The 20,249-nt window shown below is 30.6% G+C and carries 17 protein-coding genes; 7 read left to right on the plus strand and 10 right to left on the minus strand.

Translation table 11 applies throughout. The features are described from left to right. Positions 1–920: glutaminyl-peptide cyclotransferase (locus ACKVOD_RS03500; protein WP_409208094.1), on the plus strand; the 920-nt coding region annotated here is incomplete at its 5' end. Positions 921–994: 74 nt separating this feature from the next. Here ACKVOD_RS03500 and ACKVOD_RS03505 read toward each other — a convergent pair. Next, positions 995–1,879 carry a hypothetical protein gene (locus ACKVOD_RS03505; protein ID WP_409208095.1) on the minus strand — a complete coding sequence of 295 codons (885 nt, stop codon included), beginning with the start codon at positions 1,877–1,879 and terminating at the stop codon, positions 995–997. A gap of 93 nt (positions 1,880–1,972) precedes the next feature. On the opposite strand from ACKVOD_RS03505, the gene ACKVOD_RS03510 reads away from it, so the two are divergent. Together ACKVOD_RS03510 and ACKVOD_RS03515 are read left to right on the plus strand one after the other, a co-directional pair. Beyond that, positions 1,973–3,016, plus strand: coding sequence for an arginase family protein (locus tag ACKVOD_RS03510; protein WP_409208096.1), 1,044 nt, complete (start codon positions 1,973–1,975; stop codon positions 3,014–3,016). Between the two features lie 112 nt (positions 3,017–3,128). After that, the gene (locus ACKVOD_RS03515; protein WP_409208097.1) at positions 3,129–4,382 is read left to right on the plus strand and encodes a DEAD/DEAH box helicase; all 1,254 of its coding nucleotides are present in this window, start codon (positions 3,129–3,131) and stop codon (positions 4,380–4,382) included. Between the two features lie 10 nt (positions 4,383–4,392). On the opposite strand, the gene ACKVOD_RS03520 is transcribed toward ACKVOD_RS03515, so the two are convergent. The 4 genes from ACKVOD_RS03520 to ACKVOD_RS03535 form a co-directional block, all read right to left on the minus strand. Beyond that, positions 4,393–6,609, minus strand: a complete 2,217-nt coding sequence (locus ACKVOD_RS03520; RefSeq protein WP_409208098.1) for a response regulator — start codon at positions 6,607–6,609, stop codon at positions 4,393–4,395. A 54-nt stretch (positions 6,610–6,663) separates the two neighbouring features. After that, positions 6,664–7,923: a dicarboxylate/amino acid:cation symporter gene (locus ACKVOD_RS03525; protein WP_409208099.1), complete on the minus strand. Its 1,260-nt coding sequence runs from the start codon at positions 7,921–7,923 to the stop codon at positions 6,664–6,666. A gap of 33 nt (positions 7,924–7,956) precedes the next feature. Then, on the minus strand, positions 7,957–9,027 hold the full coding sequence (aroC, locus tag ACKVOD_RS03530; RefSeq protein WP_409208100.1) for a chorismate synthase: 1,071 nt from the start codon (positions 9,025–9,027) through the stop codon (positions 7,957–7,959). A gap of 271 nt (positions 9,028–9,298) precedes the next feature. Next, positions 9,299–9,850, minus strand: a complete 552-nt coding sequence (locus ACKVOD_RS03535) for a Smr/MutS family protein (RefSeq protein ID WP_409208101.1) — start codon at positions 9,848–9,850, stop codon at positions 9,299–9,301. Between the two features lie 224 nt (positions 9,851–10,074). On the opposite strand from ACKVOD_RS03535, the gene ACKVOD_RS03540 reads away from it, so the two are divergent. The 3 genes from ACKVOD_RS03540 (at position 10,075) to ACKVOD_RS03550 (ending at position 15,195) form a co-directional block, all read left to right on the plus strand. Then, positions 10,075–10,659 carry a Maf-like protein gene (locus tag ACKVOD_RS03540; RefSeq protein WP_409208102.1) on the plus strand — a complete coding sequence of 195 codons (585 nt, stop codon included), beginning with the start codon at positions 10,075–10,077 and terminating at the stop codon, positions 10,657–10,659. Between the two features lie 169 nt (positions 10,660–10,828). Then, positions 10,829–13,351 (plus strand): PIG-L family deacetylase, encoded by a 2,523-nt coding sequence (locus ACKVOD_RS03545; protein WP_409208103.1) that lies wholly within the window; start codon positions 10,829–10,831, stop codon positions 13,349–13,351. Positions 13,352–13,479: 128 nt separating this feature from the next. Then, a complete protein-coding gene (locus tag ACKVOD_RS03550; RefSeq protein ID WP_409208104.1) occupies positions 13,480–15,195 on the plus strand; it encodes a sodium:solute symporter in 1,716 nt (571 codons plus the stop codon). A 77-nt stretch (positions 15,196–15,272) separates the two neighbouring features. Here ACKVOD_RS03550 and ACKVOD_RS03555 read toward each other — a convergent pair whose 3' ends face one another. From ACKVOD_RS03555 to ACKVOD_RS03575, 5 genes are all read right to left on the minus strand, one after another. After that, positions 15,273–16,118: a DUF2911 domain-containing protein gene (locus tag ACKVOD_RS03555; protein ID WP_409208105.1), complete on the minus strand. Its 846-nt coding sequence runs from the start codon at positions 16,116–16,118 to the stop codon at positions 15,273–15,275. Between the two features lie 69 nt (positions 16,119–16,187). Then, the gene (locus ACKVOD_RS03560; RefSeq protein WP_409208106.1) at positions 16,188–16,841 is read right to left on the minus strand and encodes an HAD family hydrolase; all 654 of its coding nucleotides are present in this window, start codon (positions 16,839–16,841) and stop codon (positions 16,188–16,190) included. Positions 16,842–16,887: 46 nt separating this feature from the next. Further along, positions 16,888–17,601, minus strand: a complete 714-nt coding sequence (locus ACKVOD_RS03565) for a ThiF family adenylyltransferase (protein WP_409208107.1) — start codon at positions 17,599–17,601, stop codon at positions 16,888–16,890. Positions 17,602–17,604: 3 nt separating this feature from the next. Continuing rightward, positions 17,605–18,267 (minus strand): TatD family hydrolase, encoded by a 663-nt coding sequence (locus tag ACKVOD_RS03570; RefSeq protein WP_409208108.1) that lies wholly within the window; start codon positions 18,265–18,267, stop codon positions 17,605–17,607. After that, positions 18,267–18,869, minus strand: a complete 603-nt coding sequence (locus ACKVOD_RS03575; protein WP_409208109.1) for a DUF1684 domain-containing protein — start codon at positions 18,867–18,869, stop codon at positions 18,267–18,269. Before ACKVOD_RS03575 ends, ACKVOD_RS03570 begins: the two co-directional genes overlap by 1 nt. 130 nt (positions 18,870–18,999) lie before the next feature. On the opposite strand from ACKVOD_RS03575, the gene ACKVOD_RS03580 reads away from it, so the two are divergent. Continuing rightward, complete coding sequence (locus ACKVOD_RS03580; RefSeq protein ID WP_409208110.1) at positions 19,000–20,226, plus strand: MDR family MFS transporter; 1,227 nt, start codon at positions 19,000–19,002, stop codon at positions 20,224–20,226. Positions 20,227–20,249 lie beyond the last annotated feature (23 nt).

The following is a 20,249-nucleotide window of genomic DNA, read 5'->3' on the forward strand; positions in this document are numbered from 1 at the left end:
AAGAAGCTTTAGAGTTAGAAATTCTAAATCCAAATGCTAAAACTATTGACAGTATAAACTATTTTGTAAATGATAAGAAAATAGGCTCTAAAAAGAATCTTGAAAAAGTAAATTTTGAATTAAAAGATCAAAAATTCGGCTATCAAAACCTAAAAGCATTGGTCTATTTTGAAGGTAAAAATAGCGAAGCAACTTCTAGAATTGAATTAGTATCCAGCATTGAGCCTAAACTGTTAAAATACACTATAATAAATACTTTCCCGCATGACCCTAATTATTTTACCGAAGGACTAGAGTTTTATAATGATGCCTTATACGAAAGTACAGGATTAAATGGCAAATCACAGCTAAAAAAATATGATTATAAAACAGGTGAAATATCTAACAAAATTGATTTAGATCCAAAATATTTTGGGGAAGGAATCACTATTATTAACAACAAACTCTTCCTATTGACTTGGAAAGAAAAAACAGGTTTTATATACGATCCAAATACTTTTAAACTAGAAAAAACCTTTACTTACGAAAAAGACATTGAAGGTTGGGGAATGACCAATGACGGCAAATACATTTATCAAACTGATGGAACTGAAAAAATTTGGAAAATGGATCCAAACACGCAAAAAATGGTTGATTATGTAAATGTTTATTCCTATACGAATAAGATTCCAAGCATCAATGAATTAGAATGGATTGATGGCAAACTATATTGTAATGTATGGCAAAAAGATGCTATAGCTGTTGTTAATCCTTCTAGTGGCGCTGTTGAAGGAATACTTGATATGTCAGGTTTAAGAAAACAAGTTCAATCCCCTAATGCCGAAGTACTAAACGGTATTGCGTATAATCCAAAAACAAAAACCATATTTTTGACTGGTAAAAATTGGGATAAAATGTTCGAAATCAAGGTTTCGGAATAATTTAAAATCAAAATTCGGTCATAAAAAAAGAGGAACATCAAGTTCCTCTTTTTTATTAATTTGTAAAAGATATTTTATTTTAAATTAAAACTGGTTTTAGAAACTAATTCATCTTTATCAAAAACATTAACGAAATAAGTTCCTTTTTCAAAGTTTTTACCCGGTAAATCTTCCGAAACATCTACTGTTTTGTTTGCATATTTTACATTAGTAATAAAACTATAGGTTAATGATTTTTCTCCAAAAGATTCTGTTTTCTTTTCGCCTAAGACATTGCTTTTACTGTCAATTACCTGTATATAATAGTTTTTGTCACCTGATTTAGCTATTTTATTTTCGGCAATTGTAAAACTAATTTTTAGCATATCTGCTCTACTTGCTTTTTCAGTTGAAATCTGCTTACCCGAACTTCTCAATTTATAAGCAGAAGATTTGATGTTTAAAACCGTTAATTTTGATCCTAATTCTACTGTTTTCGATAATTCATCGTTTTTAGTTGACAAAACCTCATTAGTTTTTTTTGCTTCACCTAATACAACTACAGTACTATCACGTTGAACTGTAAGTTTGGTGTTTTTGTTTTTAAGCCCTTCATTCTCAGCTAACAAAACTTTCATATCATCCTGCAATTTGATAAACTGTGTTTTGTATTTGGATAATGAAGCTACATCTCCTTTAGATTTTTTTACTTCAGAAATTAAATTTACAATCTTTTCACGTTCTTTAATTAACTCTTCTGATATTGAAGTATTTTCAGCAATTGCTGCATCATAAGTAGTTTTAAGTTCTTGTAAATCTTTTAAAACTGATTCTTTTTCAGATACTGTTTTTACTAGTTCTGTTTGAACAACCTTAGCATCCGAGGTTATTTTAAAAATATAAACTAAACTTCCAGCTAATAAAATTGCTAAAACAGCAACAATTGCTTTTAAACTCGAATTACTTTGTTGATTTTCCATGTTGTATGTTTTTTTTTTACAAAAATAATAATATAATAATAGCAACAAACGAATTATCAACATTTATATTATATTTGGGCAATTTAAATTTTTATGGAAAAGCTCATTCTATTTACCATCAATGAACTTGCAAAAATTACGAACCACAGAAGTGGTGAAATAAAATTTGGAGAAAAAATGTTGACCGTACCAAAAGAAGTTGATGTAATTTCATTTTTAGGAATTTGTGAAGTACAATATGTATTGTTCGGAATACCTGAAGATATAGGAATTAGAGCAAATAATGGAAGACCAGGAGCGGCATCAGCTTGGAGTAGTGCGATTAAAAGCATTGCGAACATACAACATAATAAATTTTGCAAAGGAAGTCAAATTCTTGTTTTAGGACATCTTGATGTTTCGGAAGAAATGGAAGAAGTTAAAAATTTAGATTTTAACAATGTTGCTGATCGAATAAAACAAAGCCAATTAGTTGAAAAAATTGACAAAGAAGTCTCCCATATTATTTTTAATATTATTAAATCCGGAAAAATCCCAATAATTATTGGTGGTGGACACAATAATGCCTACGGAAATATAAAAGGTAGTGCGCTTGCTAAAGGCAAAGCAATTAATGCTGTAAATTTTGATTCACGATCTGATTTTAGAATATTAGAAGGAAGACATAGCGGAAATGGTTTTTCTTATGCTTATGAACAGGGATTTTTAAAAAAATATTTCATATTTGGATTGCATGAAAACTACATCTCCAAAAATGTTTTAGATACAATAAAAAAAACCGAAGATCGAATACGCTACAATACATTTGAAAGCATTAAAATAAGAAAAGAAAAAGAATTTACTTTTGAGCTTTTTCAAGCACTAGAATTTATACAAAATGATTTTTATGGAATTGAAATAGACTTATCTGCAATTCCTTTAATCCCTGCTAGTTTTATGACTTTGGATGGTTTTTCTGTTGATGAATTGAGGAAATTTGTATCTTATTTTGGTAAAAATAAAAACGCAGCTTATTTACACATTTGTGAGGGTGCTCCTGAATTAGGGGATGAAAAGAACGATCATCTCGTTGGTAAATTAATTGGATACCTTTTAACAGATTTCATAAAATCAAATAATGTATTGATTACTTTATAGTGAATTTTTAATTGATTTTAAATTTCAACTAACTATAAATTACAAATTCACAATTAAATCTATCTTTGCCTTGTTATCCATATATTATAATTTGGATATTTAAATAAAATATATGTTATTCGAAGATTTATCACTTTCAAAAAGTATACAAAAAGCCGTTTTTGAAGAAGGCTATACAACTGCAACTCCAATTCAAGAACAATCAATCCCATTAGTTTTATCTGGAAGAGATTTGATTGGTTGTGCACAAACAGGAACAGGAAAAACAGCAGCTTTTGCAATCCCGATTATACATCAATTGCATAGAATCGTTGGTTCCTCAAAGAAAGCAAAAGAAATTAGGGCTCTAATTGTTACTCCTACTAGAGAATTGGCAGTACAAATTGGGCAAAGTTTTGATACCTACGGAAAATATACTAATCTGACTCAATTAACCATTTTTGGAGGTGTTTCGCAAGTGCCTCAGGTTGATATGCTTCGGAAAGGAATAGATATTTTAGTAGCAACTCCAGGACGATTACTCGATTTACACAAACAAGGTTTTATTGATTTTGATCATTTACATACATTGGTACTTGATGAGGCCGATCAAATGTTAGATATGGGTTTTATAAACGACGTAAAAAAAATCGTAAAGCTCACTCCAAAAAACAGGCAAACATTATTATTTTCTGCAACAATGCCAATTGCAATTCGAGAGTTAGCCGAAATGTTTTTGAAAGACCCTGCAAAAGTAGAAGTTTCGCCGGTATCTTCGACTGCTGAAAATGTTGAACAACATATCTATTTTGTTGAAAAAACAGAAAAACGAAATTTATTATACCATTTAATAAAAAATGAAAATTTGTCGGATGTTTTGGTTTTTTCTCGAACCAAACATGGTGCAGATAATGTTGTAAAAGCATTAAGAAAAAACAATATTGCAGCAGAAGCTATTCACGGAGATAAATCACAAAATGCAAGACAACGCGTTTTAGATGCCTTTAAAAACAAAGAAATTGGAGTTCTTGTAGCTACTGACATAGCTGCTAGAGGAATAGATATCGATCAATTACCTTATGTAATTAATTTTGACCTACCCAATATTCCCGAAACTTATGTACATAGAATAGGTAGAACTGGGCGTGCAGGAAACGAAGGAATAGCGATCTCATTTTGTAGTAAAGATGAGCATCAATATTGGAAAGATATTCAAAAATTAATTAAAGTGGATGTAAAAACAATAAATGATCACCCTTATCCGTGGCATTCAGGAAATCCAGAGACAGCTCCCAGAAGCTCACAAAAAAACTCCAACCGAAGTGGTGGAGCACATAAATCGCGAAAATCAGAAGGATCAAAACAAAATAAAAAACGCTGGTACTAATCTACTTAAATTAAGAATTTAAGTCTGATTTTTTTGCTTTTTCTATTTGGTCGTTTATCACTTGAAATAATTGTATCGGTTCAAAAGGTTTAACCATAATATCGTTCATACCTGCCGAAATCCCTTCCTCTATAATTTCTGCTTTTGTAAAAGCTGTAAGTGCAATAATAGGGGTTTTAATCCCTTTACGACGAATTTTTTTTGTAGTTTCGAAACCATTCATAATTGGCATATTAATATCCATAAGAATGATGTCGAAAACTTCATTTTCTAAAATTTCTAATGCCTGAAAACCATCATCTGCAAGGGTGCAAACAAAATTATTTTTATTAATTATCTTTTGGGTAACGATTTGGTTAATCTTATTGTCTTCAACAACTAAGACCCTATACATTTGTTTTTCTGACAAATCGACTTGAATATTATTGATAATCTCTTTTGTTTTTTCGGGATTATATTCAAACGGAATCGTAAAAGTAAATGTCGATCCCACTCCAACTTCACTTTCAAGTGCAATAGTACTATTAAATAGCGTTAATAATTGTTTTACTATTGACAACCCCAATCCTGTACCTTGATAATCGGTATTATTCCTGCCAACTTGAACAAATTTATCAAAAATTTTATCTTGATCCACTTTTGAAATTCCTACTCCCGTATCCTTGATTTTGAATTCTACAAAACGCAATTGATCTTCTTGATTTACTAATTTTGCAAGTATGAATACTTCTCCATTTTTTGTGAATTTCAATGCATTACTGACTAAGTTTATTAATATTTGTGAAAACCTTAGTTTGTCTCCAATTAAATTTTCTGGAATAGATTGGTCAACATCAACAGTTATAATCGTATCGTTATTTTTTGCTAAAAAGGATAACGAGTTTTTTATCATTATAATTTCGTCCAAGATATTCAAAGTTAAACTTTCGAGTACAATTCTATTTTCTTCTATTTTATTGATTTGTAAAACGTCATTTACTAAAGAAAGTAAATATCTGGCAGAGAATTTAAGCGAAGCCAAATGAGGACTATTGGCCAACTCTTTGTGTTCTTCTAATAGCATATTGGTAATTCCTACAACGCCATACAAAGGAGTTCTCAATTCGTGGCTAATGGTAGATAAAAATTGCGATTTTAATTTTGACGCCTCAATTGCGTTGTCTTTGGCAACAATTAATTCTTCATTAGTCAATCTTAATTCGGCATTTACTTTTTTCTTAAATCTATCATTTTTATAAATAGAATAAAGTAATAATAATAATATTCCAAATATGATGTAAAACAAAAAAAGAATAATTCTAGATTTCCTTATGATTTGAACTTGTAATTTATTTTGATTTTCGATTTTAACTACTTCTCTTTTATACTCATCTACTTCAAGATTTATACCAGCGACATTGGCTTTTTCTAGTTTTCCGATTTCATAAATTTCTTCATCAATTTTTTTATATGAATCTAAGTTTAGATATGCATTTTTATAATCTCCCACTTTATATAAAAATTTAGAATACTCATAATATGAATAAGACAAATCAGATTTTTCGTTTCCTGCATTTCCTAATTTAATTGCATTTTTGAAATAAAAATTTGATTCTGACTTTTTATCTATATTTCCATAATACATTCCGTTAAGCATATTCAAAGCTACAATTGTAGATTTATCTCCAAATTTTGGATGAAATCTATTTATAAAATTTAAATGTGGCAATCCCTCTTCAAAATCACCAATATCAAAAGAAGCCCAAACAATATTAATTTTTGTGAAAATAATTTGACTCGTATCAGACATTTTTATATTGAACTCTAATGCTTTTTTGTAATAATTTACACCTTTTTTGAATTGCTTTTTTTCAAAACAATACAAATTACCTAAATTGTTATATAACTTAGATTTCACAAAATTATTATCGGTTTTGTTAGCATATAGAAGCCCTTTATTATAATAGAAAATGGCTTTGTCAAACTCCACTAAAAAATTAAAATTTGCAGCAATGATGTTGTAGTTAATAGCTATAAGATTATCATCTTTTATTTTAATAGCATGGTCTAATGCTTTTCTTGAAGTAACTAATGACTTTTCAAAATTAGCATCGTACATATATTGCGTTGCTAATTTTGACAAATTTTTAATTTCTTCTTTTGAATAAGATTTTGATTGTGCCGTAGAAAAAAATCCGAAAACATTCAGGAAAAACAGGAGATATAAAACATTTCGTTTTGGACTCATAAATAAATTGTACTGCTTCAAATATACACTATAAATCGTATAAAATCATAAAAATCATTCTTCTTTCATTTCCCATTTTCCTACTACTGATGTCGCAAGAGCATTGCCCAAAACATTGGTAGCACTACGAAACATATCGCAAAAATGATCTATCGGAAGAATTAAAGCAATTCCTTCGATTGGAATTTCAAACATACCACAAGTTGCAGCAACAATAACTAAACTGGCTCTTGGAACACCAGCAATTCCTTTACTTGTAAGCATTAGAACCAAAAGCATGGTCAATTGCGTTCCTAAATCTAAATGAACACCATAGGCTTGAGCAATGAAAATACTAGCAAAAGTCATGTACATCATACTCCCGTCAAGATTAAACGAATAACCGAGTGGTAACATAAATGATACAATTTTATCTTTGACTCCAAAACGCTCTAATTCTTCGGTCAATTTTGGAAAAACCGCTTCGCTACTCGTAGTTCCAAAAGCAATAATCAATGGACTAACAATATGATTTAATAAAATTTTCATTCGTTTACCAAGAAAAATAATTCCTATTACCAATAGAAAAATCCAAAGTGAGGCAATTCCGACTAGGAAAGAACTGAAAAATTTGATGTAAGTAAAAACCAACTCGTTTAAATCTTTTATAGCAAAGACCCCTGCAATCGCACCAAAAACACCAATTGGCGCAAATTTCATTACGAAATTTACCATTTTCAAAATGATATGCGATGTTTTGTCTAAGGCATTAATCACGGGTTTAACATAGTCTCCTATCGAAGCGGCGGCTAATCCAAAAAAGATAGAAAAAATAACTATTTGCAGAATTTCGTTATTCGCCATAGCTTCGAAAATACTTTTCGGAAAAATATGTTCAATAAAATTTTGAGCAGAAAAATTCTGAGTTTTTTCGGTTACTTCTACCGCAGAGGCTAAATCAAGATTAGATAAATTTAGTCCAATTCCTGGTTGTAAAACATTAACCCAAAACAAACCTATTAGAAGTGAAATAAAAGAAGCACTAAAAAACCAGACTAATGCCTTCCCTCCTATTCTTCCAACGGTCTTAACATCACCAAGTTTGGCGATTCCTACCACTAAAGTTGTGAAAACTAATGGTGCAATTATCATTTGCACCAATCGAATAAAAACAGTGGCTAGAATTTTTATAGTATCACTAAATTCTTTGGCAAAAACACCATCATAATTGGTATGAATAAAAACACCCAAAACAGCCCCAAAAATCATAGCAATAAGTATTTGAAAAGTCAAATTAACTAGTATTGATTTTTTTGGAGTTTCGTTATGAGTCATTCTATTTTTAATTTAAATTACTAAAAAATGTGTTTAAAAATCTTTATTGTAGGTTTTATTAATTAAATAAAAATCAGCAAGAACTATCGCCACCATCGCCTCAACAATAGGAACTGCTCTAGGAACAACACAAGGATCGTGTCTACCTTTTCCTGTCATTTCTGTAATTTCACCTTTGTTGTTGAGAGAATCTTGTTTTTGCATAATAGTCGCAACAGGTTTGAAAGCTACACGGAAATAAATATCCATCCCGTTGCTTATTCCACCTTGAATACCTCCTGAAAGATTCGTTTTTGTGGTTCCATCAGTATTATACAAATCGTTATGTTCGCTTCCTTTCATAGCTGTTCCTGAAAAACCACTTCCAAATTCAAAGCCTTTTACTGCATTAATTGATAACATAGCCTTACCAAGTTCAGCATGCAATTTGTCAAAAACAGGTTCGCCTAGGCCAACAGGCATGTTTTTTATCACACAACTTACCGTTCCGCCAACGGTATCACCTTGTTTACGGATTTCTCGAATATAGTCTTCCATGATTACTGCAGAAGCTTCATCTGGACAACGAACGGGATTGCTTTCGGTTTTTGAAAAATCTAAATCTTTATATGATTTATCCATCACAATTGGACCTACTGAAGATACATAAGCATTAATCGAAATAGTAGGCAGTATTTGTTTTGCTATCGCTCCAGCAACTACCCTACTAGCAGTTTCTCGAGCCGAGCTTCGACCACCTCCACGATAATCACGAAAACCATACTTTTGGTCATACACATAATCAGCATGACTTGGTCTATAATTATCTTTGATATGAGTATAGTCGTCTGATTTTTGATTGGTATTTGGAATTACAAATCCAATTGGCATTCCAGTGGTTTTACCTTCAAAAATTCCTGATAAGAATTGCACATCATCGGGTTCTTTTCGTTGTGTTACAATTGCTGATTGTCCTGGTTTTCTTCGAGACATTTCAAGTTGTATCGCTTCAAAATCTAAAGTAATTCCTGATGGACAGCCATCAATTATTCCCCCCAAAGCTATTCCATGTGATTCGCCAAATGTTGTTATTTTAAATAGTGTTCCGTAGCTATTTCCTGCCATTATAGTATGTTTTGAACAAAAGTACTGTTTTAGTTCAAAATTTAAAAGTTTAAGTTGATATTTAGAAAAAAGTTTTATTTATTTTTTTATTTTGTCTAAAATAAAAAAAATGTCTGCTGTAGAAAACTATTACAGCCAATCATGAAAAAACATAAATTTAACTAAAAATCGATTCTCATTGAGTCTAAACAAATAAAAAAACAGTAACTTTTAATTATTATTTTTAAAATTATTTTTTGTGAAAAATGTCAAAATCCAAAGTGATTATCTGTTATTTACTATTTTGTTTGAAAAACACTTCGGTTGCTCCTAAACCATATTTCTGGTAATTAGCATCTTGAAAAACTATGTTCTCATAACGACCCATTAAAAAATCTAATTCTGATTTTAAAACCCCTTCACCAACACCATGAATAAAAACAATTTTAGGTATTCGATTTCGGATTGCAAAATCAATGTGTCGTTTAGCTGTTTCTGATTGTAAAGTCAAGATGTCATAATTAGACATTCCTTTGTAGTTTTTTACTAATTTTTCGATGTGTAAATCAAATTCTGGAGCTGAAATTTCATGTTTGTCTTTTTTTTCTTTTACAAAACTTCGGGCTTTTGGAATTTCTTTTTCTTTTGCAATAGAATGTACATTAATACTTTTAATAGAATCCATTAAGTTATTGGAATTGTTTACTTTAATTAATTCATTGACAAAAAAAGTCATCATAAAACCATCCTCAATTTCAATAGTAACCTTTCCATCATTTAGCGAAATAACAACGCCATTAATTGCCTCATCTAATACGCTAACTTTATCTCCTTTAATAAACATGATTTTATATTTTATTTATAATTATCTAATTCTTGACTTATCAATATTTATGTTTGTTATTTGCAAATACAAAATGAATTGTTATGATTTAATATTGATTGTAATTTAAATTAAGTAATTAGAATTGCTAATTTAGTAAAATAATATTTTTAAGAATCAAAAAATATAGAATCATTAAAATCTTTCATTTCACAGTTCTACAATTATAAATAACAAATTCTGTAATGCTCAAAAAAAAACTAGAAAAATATCAATTAATCCTAGCCTCAGGTTCGCCAAGACGTCAACAATTCTTTAAAGATTTAGACCTCGATTTTAAAATTAGGTTGAAAGAAATCGAAGAAATTTACCCAACCGAATTACAACGTGAAGAAATTACTAACTATTTAGCAGAATTGAAAGCTCAAGCTTTCGAGGGAGAACTATATGATAACGAAATCCTTATTACAAGTGATACTATTGTTTGGCACAATAAAACCGCATTAGGGAAACCAAAAAATAAGCAGGACGCTTTTGATATTCTAAAATCATTATCGAATAACACACACGAAGTTATTACCTCAGTTTGTTTTAAAAGCAAAAATTATAAAACAGTTATCCATGATATAACCAAAGTAAGTTTCAAAGCATTAAGTGATCTAGAAATTAACTATTACATTAACAACTACAAGCCTTATGACAAAGCCGGTGCTTATGGCATTCAAGAATGGATTGGATTTGTAGCCGTAACCAAAATTGAAGGTTCTTATGCAAATGTAATGGGATTACCGACTGATAAAGTGTATGATTTTTTAAGCAAGCTTGACTAAAAACTAACTTTTTTTATTTTGTCAATGGTTAAAAAATGATTACTTATACACCGAATCATTAATCATAAAGCTATATAAGTGGCTTAGTTTTTGCTTATAAAATGCAGTTATATTAGCATGTTTCCTATTAATTTGTACATTTGAACAAATGCAAAATAAAAATTAAAAAATGCAAAAAGCTTTAATCCCCTCTTTTATTGTATTCTTTATTTCGATTCAATTATTTTATGCTCAAAAGCCACAAAAACCTAATTCGGTTGAGATTTACAACCAAATTCAAAAATTAAATTTTCTGGGTTCTATTCTTTATATCGCAGCTCATCCTGACGATGAAAACACCCGATTAATTTCTTATTTTTCGAACGAGACTAAAGCGAAAACAGCCTATTTATCGCTAACCCGTGGCGATGGTGGACAAAACTTGATAGGATCTGAACTCCGAGAATTATTAGGAGTTATTAGAACTCAAGAACTTATTGAAGCACGAAAAATTGATGGAGGAGAACAATTTTTTTCAAGAGCAAATGATTTTGGTTTTTCAAAAAAACCTGAAGAAACCTTGCAAATTTGGGATAAAGAAAAGGTACTTGCGGATGTGATTTGGGCCATACGAAAATTTCAACCCGATATTATCATCAATCGCTTTGATCATAGAACTTCTGGCACAACACACGGTCATCATTCAGCTTCTGCTTTACTTAGCGTTGAAAGTTTTAATTTAACCAATAATACTAATGTGTTTCCAGATCAATTAAAACTAGTACAGCCTTGGCAAGTTAAACGACAATTTTTCAACCCATCTTGGTACTTTTTCGGAAGTAAAGAAAAATTCGCGGCAGCAGACAAATCTAATTATATTACTTTTCAAACTGGTGTTTACTATCAATCTATTGGTAAATCAAATCAAGAAATAGCAGCCCTAAGTCGAAGCTGCCATCAGTCTCAAGGTTTTGGCAGTACTGGTGTTCGTGGAGAAGAAACCGAATATCTTGAACTAATTAATGGTGAAGCTCCAGCTGATAAAACAAATCTCTTTGATGGAATCGATACTTCATGGAATAGAGTAAAAGGAGGAAAATCAATTGGCGAATTAGTTACAAAAATCATTGCTCAATATGATTTTAAAAATCCTGACAATAGCATTCCCGATTTGCTAAGAGTATATTCAATGATTCTGGCATTAGATGAAAATCATTGGAAACCATTAAAATTAGAAGAACTAAAAACAATAATATCGTCATGTACAGGCTTGTATTTAGAAGCTAATGCTTCTAATCAAGAATGCACACCGGGAAGTCAATTAAAAATTCAACTTGAAGCCATCAATAGAAGTGCAATTAGTATGAATTTGGAAAGTATAACTATTCTTCCTTCATCAGAAAAAACAATTCAAAATTTGGTTTTGCAGAATAATGTTCTAAAAAGCATATCAATTAATATTCAATTGCCTTCAAATTTAGAATATACCCAACCCTATTGGTTAAAAGAAAAAGGAGATGTTGGCATGTATACTGTAAATAGTCAAAGCGAAATTGGACTTCCCGACATTAAACGTCAGGTAAAAATTGTTTTTAATCTAACTATTAACGGAATTAAAATTCCGTTTGAGCGTACAGTAATTTATAAATATACCGATGATGTGAAAGGCGAAGTATATAATTATCTAGATATAATTCCTTATATAACAAGTACTATTATTGATAAAGTAACTGTTTTTAAAAATAAAAATTCCAGAACAATAGATGTAAAAATAAAATCAGGAAAAGAATTATTAAGTGGTGAATTACAACTAGAATTGCCGAAAAATTGGACCGTTTTTCCAAAATCAATTCCTTTTAAATTAGATAAAAAAGGAATGGAACAAATAGTTTCGTTTGAGGTAACCCCACCAAATCAAAATGATGACGCTATTGCGAAAAGTATTGTATTCATTGATGGAAAAAGATTTGATAAAGATCAAGTTATCATTGATTATAATCACATTTCAAAACAACAGGTATTAAAACCAGCTGAAGCTAAATTGATTCGAATAGATTTAAACACAAATGATGAAAAAATAGCCTATATCATGGGCGCTGGCGATGAAGTTCCAAACGGAATAAAACAAATGGGATATTCAGTAACATTACTCAATCCCGAAGAAATTTCAATTGAAAAACTAAATCAATTTGACGTAATTATCACTGGGATTAGAGCTTATAACATGCTACAAACCCTAGAAAATAAGCAAGATATTCTTTTTGAGCTTGTAAAAAATGGCAAAACAATGTTGGTTCAGTACAATACAACTGCTGATATTATTACGCAAAACATTGCCCCTTATCCATTAAAAATTTCTAATGATCGAGTTACTGAAGAAAATGCCGAAGTTCGATTTTTAGCTCCTGATCATCCTGCTTTAAATTACCCAAATAAAATTACATTAAAGGATTTTGAAGGCTGGAAACAAGAACAAGGATTATATTATCCAAAAGAGTTTGATTCCGCTTTTACTCCAATTATTTCATCAAACGATAAGGGAGAAAGTCCTAAAAATGGAGCTATATTAGTAGCGAAGTATGGTAAAGGATATTATGTTTATACCGGTTTAAGTTTTTTTAGAGAATTGCCCGAGGGAGTTTCTGGAGCCTATAGACTTTTAGCTAACCTGATTTCTTTAAAAAAATCAGAATCAAACACCATTCAAAAATAAAAGCTAAATTTTAAATGATAATGAAAAGAAAAGTTGAAAATTGGAAAAAAAGCTATACTTGGGTATTGTTAGCCAATGTTATATATATATTTATTTTCATTTTACTCATGAAATTATACTCCTAACCCATGCAAGTATTTGATTGGATTGTTCTTATTGTAACCTTACTTTTTATAGTAATTTATGGAGTTTGGAAAACAAAAGGAAGCGAAAACGTAAAAGATTATATTTTAGGTAGCAACGAAACACCTTGGCATACTGTCGGGCTTTCGGTTATGGCTACACAAGCAAGCGCAATTACTTTTCTATCAACACCAGGACAGGCTTATCATGACGGAATGGGGTTTTTACAATTTTATTTTGGATTGCCTATAGCTATGGTGGTAATTTGTGTCACATTTATTCCTATTTATCACAAATACAAAATTTTTACTGCCTACGAGTATCTTGAAAAACGATTTGATTTAAGAACTCGTTCACTTACAGCCATACTTTTCCTAGTGCAAAGAGGTTTAGGTACCGGATTAACTATTTACGCACCATCCATTATTCTTTCGGCATTGTTAGGTTGGAATTTAACCTTAATGAATGTTGTAATTGGAGTTTTGGTCATTATTTATACTTTTTCAGGGGGTACAAAGGCAGTAAATGTGACCCAAAAGCAACAAATGTTTGTGATTATGTCAGGAATGTTTATTACTTTTTTTCTTATTTTGTATTATTTACCCAATGATATGACTTTTGATAATGCAATGCATATTGCAGGTGCCAATGATAAAATGAATATTGTTGATTTCTCTTTTAATCCAGAAGAAAAATATACTTTTTGGAGTGGTATCACTGGAGGTTTTTTTCTGGCTCTTGCCTATTTTGGTACTGATCAATCTCAGGTAGGCCGATATCTTTCGGGCAAATCAGTTCGAGAAAGCCAAATGGGGTTAATAATGAACGGGCTTTTAAAGGTTCCCATGCAATTCTTTATTTTGCTTACAGGAGTAATGGTTTTTGTGTTTTTTCAATTCAATCCAGTACCTTTAAATTTTAATCCCAACAACAAAATAATCATTGAAAAATCGGCTTACAAAAATGAATACCATTTGTTGGAAAAAAAATTAGATGCCTTATCCGAAGACAAAAAAGTGATTAATCTTTTGTATATCGACCAACTTAATCAAGATTATGACAATCCAATTCTACGAAAAGAACTCATTGGTTTATCAAGTAAGGAAAAAGATTTAAGAGATCGAGCAAAAGAAATTATCTTAAAAGCTGATAGTAATAGTGAAACAAACGACAAAGATTATGTGTTTTTTCACTTCATTTTACATTATTTACCCAAAGGACTTGTTGGTTTACTTCTTGCAGTAATTATATCGGCAGCGATGTCATCAACAGCTTCTGGGCTGAGCGCTTTAGCTTCAACTACTGCTATCGATATTTATAAACGAAATGTAAAAGAGGAAAAATCAGAAAAACATTATGTAAATGCTACCAAATTTTTCACGCTATTTTGGGGAATTATTGCTATTCTTTTTGCTAGTATTGGCACCTTATTTGAAAACTTAATTCAATTAGTTAATATTGTAGGCTCAATATTTTACGGAACAGTTTTAGGTGTTTTTCTAGTAGGTTTTTATATAAAAATAGTGAAATCAAATGCCATATTCTATAGTGCTGTTATTAGTCAAATCACTATTTTTATTATTTATTATTATGCAATTTTCATTTATGAAAGCGGTCATGAAAAATTAGGGTATTTATGGCTTAACTTTATTGGAGCGATTCTTACAATATTTTTATCTATAATAATTCAAGGATGCTGTTATAGAAAAAACAAGATTTAATACTTGTCATATTTACAAAAAAAATCCCGTTATCTATTTTATTAGGTAACGGGATTTTTATATGAATTTATGCTTAACTATTTCTTACTCCATTCTTCAATACTTTCTTTGTTCATCTTAATATAATCCTGGTTTTTAGCAATTTCAGCTGCTGCCAAAGATAATTTTGCGGTTTCTATTGCTTCTTTTTTCGCACCTAATTTTGCTTGAATTAAAGATTTCAATCGGTAATACCAGAATGGTTTTTCCTTTTTCATTTCTAATGCTTTATCGACATAAGTCAAAGCTTTTTCTAAATCTACATTAGATTGAAATAAATATTGTGCCGAAGAAAAATAATCACCTGCCGATGGTCCTGACAAAACTTTTTCAATATTAGCTATTGCTGTTTTTTTTGTTGGAACCTCAAACTTCAAAGTCACATGAGTTTTTTCCCATGAAAATTCTAAAACAGCGAAATTTAAATCTAAATTATCAATGCTTATTGTGAAACTCTCTACAAAATTATCATAAATTTCAGATTTGGCATTGGTTCTTAAAGCAACTTTTGTTTCATCCCATATTTCAGGTGTTCCCCAATTGTCAATTACAGAATAAAATACAACTTCCCATTCATCAGCTTTAGGGATGGTAAATAATGCATACTTACCTTTTGCTAATGTTTTCCCGTCGATTACTACATCATCAGAAAAAGAAATTATAGAGTTCTCATTTGCACCAGTTCGCCACAATTTCCCAAAAGGAACTAAATCCCCGAAAACAGCTCGACCTTTAGCGCTTGGTCTAGAATAATTGATTTCCACTTCTGTCAAACCCACCATTTGTGTTAAAGTAGCTTTAGGACTTGGAGCAGGAGTTTTAACCTGAGCTTCGATAGTAAAACTAGCTATAATTATTGATATTAAAATTACAATTTTGTTCATAAGTACTTTGTTTAGAGATTATTCAAATTTAATAAAACTAAAATTTAAAACGATACTATTAGTTATAAATTATAATAAAATGATTTTTTCAGCATTCAATTCATCAAAATGATTTATAATCATGTCAGCCATCGATAAATCTTGAAGTTTTGAATTTTCGCTACAATAGCCTATACAAAAAACACCGGCGGCTTTGGCAGCAATAATTCCATTTGTGCTATCTTCAATAACAATACAATTTTCTTTAGGCGCAATCGATAAAGAAGCTGCATGTTCAAAAATTGCAGGGTGTGGTTTAGAATTTGGAAAATCTTCACCACTTACAATATGCGAAAAATAAGAATGTAAATTAAAGCGTTTAAAAACACGATCAATCGTTACTTTTGATGCAGATGATGCCAAAATTAGTTGGATTCCGTTAGCATGTAATTCTTTGATTAAGACTTCTACTCCATCCAGTAGCGCCAAATCTTCTTTTGAGTCAAAAGCATCATTAAATATTGTACGCTTTCGTTGAATCAAATCTTCAACATCGGCTTCAATTGAAAATAGCTTTTTTAATTTTTGAAAAGTATTTCGTGTAGAATTTCCAGTAAATGAACTGTATGTTTCTTGAGAAACAATAACATTTAACTCGTCAAATTGTTTGAAATAGGCATAATGGTGAACGGGTTCTGTGTCAACAATTACCCCATCCATATCGAAAATTACAGTTTGAATCATTTTAAGAGTGTTCTAGGTTAATAGGTATTGAATTGTTTCTTAAAAACTATTTATTTAGCAAATAACGAATTACTGTTTCGGCTGTATACAAACCAAATAACCCAGGCATATAACTGTTGGTTCCATAGAATGATTTTTTGTAATTTGAGCCATCGGTCATTTTTAAACTGGATTCATCTTGAATTTCTGATGATGAAACTACTTTTAGTTTGTCAATTTTTTCGGCTTTTAATCGCTTTCTAATGGCTTTTGCCAACATGCAATTACTCGCTTTTGAGATACAAGAAACGTGTACTTTTGCTGCTTCCATCTTACCTCCTGCTCCCATACTACTAATAATTTTGACTCTTTTTCGTTTGGCAGCAATAATCAAGTTCAGTTTAGGTGTAACACTATCAATACAATCTAAAACATAATCGAATTCATCACTAACTATTTCAAAAGCACGTTCAGGAGATAGAAACTCCTTAACTCTTGTGAGTTTTAATTCTGGATTAATATCCATTAATCTATCGCCTACAATAGTCACTTTTGGCGCTCCAATTGTAGAATGTAACGCTGGTAATTGTCGGTTAATGTTGGTGATATCAACAATATCGCCATCGACAATAGTCATTTTTCCTACTCCAGCTCTTGCTAAAAATTCTGCTGCAAAAGACCCTACGCCACCAAGCCCTACTACCAATATATTGGCATTTCCTAATTTTTGTAATCCTTCGGCTTTAAATAAAAGTGCCGCTCTTTCTGTCCATTCTGCCATCGGTTATGAATTATTATGTGTTGATTGAAAAACCGCTTTAAAATTAGCGTTCACTATTTCTTGTAAATTGCTTATTGTTATATTTTTATATTTTGATGCTAAGGTATAAACCCCTTGTATCCCCTCTGCTACCATATCAGTTTCTAAGAAAAAACGATCGTCTGGAACACTTGTAAAAACAAATTCTAATTCTGGATTTTGCAATAAATTTTTACCAAAAGAAATATAAAATCCATTATCAATTAATTGTTTGGCCAAAACAGTATTTTTTGAAAATCCATGAATAAGCATAGGCACTGAAATCCTCAATCTTTTCTTGATTTCGATAAGTTCTTGAAAAGAAGCAACACAATGGATCAATACTGGCTTATTGTATTTTTGCGCAAGTAATAATTGTTTTTCAAAAATTTCAATTTGTAAAGCAAATGGAGTTTCAGCGCGCTTGTCTAAACCACATTCACCAAGAGCCAAACATTCTGACAAGGCTAATTTCTGATCCACAATTTCAAAATCAGACTCCAAACGATCTTCATCTATATACAAAGGATGTATCCCAATCGAATAGGATGAAATAGCAGTATCAAATTCTTGTGGATATTGATTAACTAATTCTAATACATCTATTTGATTTGTAGATATATGTGTGTGTAAATTAAAGTATCTCATTAATCTTTAAATTTTTTGACTCCAGCGAATATTTCGATATATAAATCATTTTCTAATGGTACTTTTGGACAAGAATAGTTGTGATTATAAGCACAATAAGGATTGTATGCTTTATTAAAATCGATTAAAACAGTATCATTTTTGGGTGCTATTAAATCTAAATATCGACCTCCAATATAACTTTCTTTGCCACAGGTAAAATCAAAAAAAGGTAAAAACAAATCATCTTCATGACCTTTTTGTGAAGAATAATCAACACTTTGATATACATTTAATTTAAATGGATTTCCATCGATAACAAAACTCACCTCACCGTATTTAATATATAATGGTCTTCTTTTAGTAGAAGTTAACATTTCAAAAGGCTTCTCATCTTTGGATTTAACAATTCTTGCCAAAACACAAAATTTTTCAGTTATTGGATAAAAACCCAATGTTTTAAATTTAGCTAAATCATTTGTAAATAAAGGGCTTGTCAAAACATCTGCAAACTCCTTATTTAATTGTTTTTGGTAATTATTAGAATCGTTAGCATCAAATTTTTCTTGGCAAAAACCAAAACTTAAGGTCATTAAGAAAAATAGATTAAAGATTATTTTCATTATAAAAATTTTAAGCAAAAATAGTTTAAAAGATAGTTAACCACAAAGCTAAATTTATATTATATAGATTACTAATCGCTATTCAACTGCTCTTTAAACTTTGTAACTTTGCAAAATCAAAATCAAGCTTATGCTCAAAAATGCTTTAAGTCGTTATATCAATAATTTCAAAGGTTTTAGACGTGAAGTATGGATATTAGCGGGCATTACTTTTGTCAACAGAGCAGGTACCATGGTGTTGCCTTTTTTGACTAAATATTTGAAAGAAAATTTAGAATTCTCATTCAGTGAAGTTTCTTGGATTATGGTATGTTTCGGTTTTGGATCTATGCTAGGGTCCTGGCTTGGCGGAAAACTTTCTGATAAATTAGGCTTTTATAAAATAATGGTATTTAGTCTTTTCACTAGTGGAATTTTATTTATTCTACTCCAATATATTACCAGTTTTTGGGGATTGTGTTTAGGAATGTTTGTAATTATGAGCATTTCTGATATGTTTAGACCAGCGATGTTTGTTTCGATAGGTGTTTATGCTAAACCAGAAAATAGAGTTCGTGCCCTGTCCTTAATCAGATTAAGTATCAATATGGGTTTTGCTGCAGGTCCTGCCTTAGGTGGTTTGATAATTCTTGGATTAGGTTATCAAGGATTATTTTGGGTTGATGGGAGTACCTGTATTATTGCTATTTTGCTTTTTTCTTATTTCGTAAAGGAAAAGAAAAAAATGGATATGAAAGAAGATGTTCTAGAATCAAATGATAAAAATAAAACCGCATTTCAAGACAAACCATATTGGGTATTTTTATTCATCAGTTTTACTACCGCTATGCTGTTTTTTCAAATATTTACTGTTTTACCTCTATTTCACAGCCAACAATTTGGTTTGTCTGAGGTTGAAACAGGATTGTTAATTTCTTTAAATGGCTTCTTAATATTCATGTTCGAAATGCCATTAGTTAGTTTTTTAGAGCGAAAACAATTTGACAGAATGAAAATTATTTTTTGGGGGGCTTTGTTGATGGCTATTAGTTACTATATATTATTGTTTGATAGCTGGTCAGGCATTTTAGTTGTTGCAATGGTCTTATTTACGCTTAGTGAAATTCTTTCTTTTCCCTTTTCAAATGCAATTGCTATAGGAAGAGCACCTAAAGGCCAAGAAGGTCGATATATGGCATTATACACCATGAGTTTTAGTTTGGCTCATATTGTAAGTTCAAAATTAGGACTTGAGGTCATAGGGCATTATGGATATTCGGCAAACTGGTTAGTTATGGGGACATTTGGAATTGTAGCTATGTTTGTTTCAATTGGATTTAAACGAATGGTCGCCAAAGAAAATCAAGCAACCCAATAATTATTATATTTTTGTAAAAAAAA

This window comes from Flavobacterium sp. (assembly GCF_046155325.1).
Classification (GTDB): Bacteria; Bacteroidota; Bacteroidia; order Flavobacteriales; family Flavobacteriaceae; genus Flavobacterium.